General features: G+C 59.8%; 1 protein-coding gene. It reads left to right on the top strand.

The features are described from left to right. Positions 1-37: 37 nt before the first annotated feature. Complete coding sequence (locus tag ACFOLC_RS16120; protein WP_386760286.1) at positions 38-457, top strand: hypothetical protein; 420 nt, start codon at positions 38-40, stop codon at positions 455-457. Positions 458-818: the final 361 nt, after the last annotated feature.

The following is an 818-nucleotide window of genomic DNA, read 5'->3' as shown; positions in this document are numbered from 1 at the left end:
TCGGCTTAATTCAGGCGTTAGGCCGCTAGGAGACATCATGGCGAAGCACTTCCCTCACACCGTCTTTGGCCTCATCTACTTTGCCATTTCATTTGGCGTGAGCGTTCTGATCAGCGGTGCGGATGCCGGCCCGATGGAGGCGGCGTTTGGACAGATTGTGCCTGTTGCAACGGCGCCTTTAGCGCTGCTTGCTGCACTGCGGCTCGGCGCGCTTTCCAAAGCTGGTGTCGCTGTTGTTTCGCTGGTTGTGGAGCTAGCCAGTTATCTCGCTATTTGGGGAATTTACCATTCGCTTGCGGTGCCAGTTGGTGGCTCTGTTTCCTTCTTCGCTCCTGCGCAACAGGGCGGCTGGCTTCTCGCTTTTAACGTCGTGCTTTTTGTGTCGTCGCCCGTGGTTTGGCTGCACTTCGTGGGCTCGCAAAGGCGGCAACGGCGAGCCCCCAATGTCGCGGCCTAACAATTCATTCAAGCCGAACCCGCTTCGCGGGTCGGCTTAATTCAGGCGTTATACGGTGGTGCAAAAACATTGCCGTGGTTTTTCCTACGGCAACGCTGTCGTGTCTTCGACGGTCGGCTCCGGTCAGCAATCCTCCCGATTCCGGCAATCGTGCAGCTCCCGGCTCCGCCACTTGTGTTGCCGGCCTGCGGTGCTCCTGTTCTCGGCGGCTCCGGTCACTTCCCGCCACAAGCCGTCCGGGCAAAGCCTCCTCGCCGTGCGTGCTAGTGTGCCGGCTGGCGCGGGGTGCTCTGGGGTCGGGGCTGTCAGTTTGCCGACTCCATCAGCACCGCCGTATAACAAGTCATTCAAGCCGAAACCG

It is taken from the genome of Lysobacter cavernae, assembly GCF_042648505.1.
GTDB classification, from domain to species: domain Bacteria; phylum Pseudomonadota; class Gammaproteobacteria; order Xanthomonadales; family Xanthomonadaceae; genus Lysobacter_L; species Lysobacter_L cavernae.
The sequence above is the reverse complement of the archived record's forward strand: the minus strand, read 5'-3'. Positions and strand labels throughout refer to the sequence as shown.

Bases quoted from the DNA above. Each gene is read 5' to 3' on its own strand.
- ACFOLC_RS16120 (WP_386760286.1), top strand. From the start codon at position 38: ATGGCGAAGCACTTCCCTCACACCGTCTTTGGCCTCATCTACTTTGCC.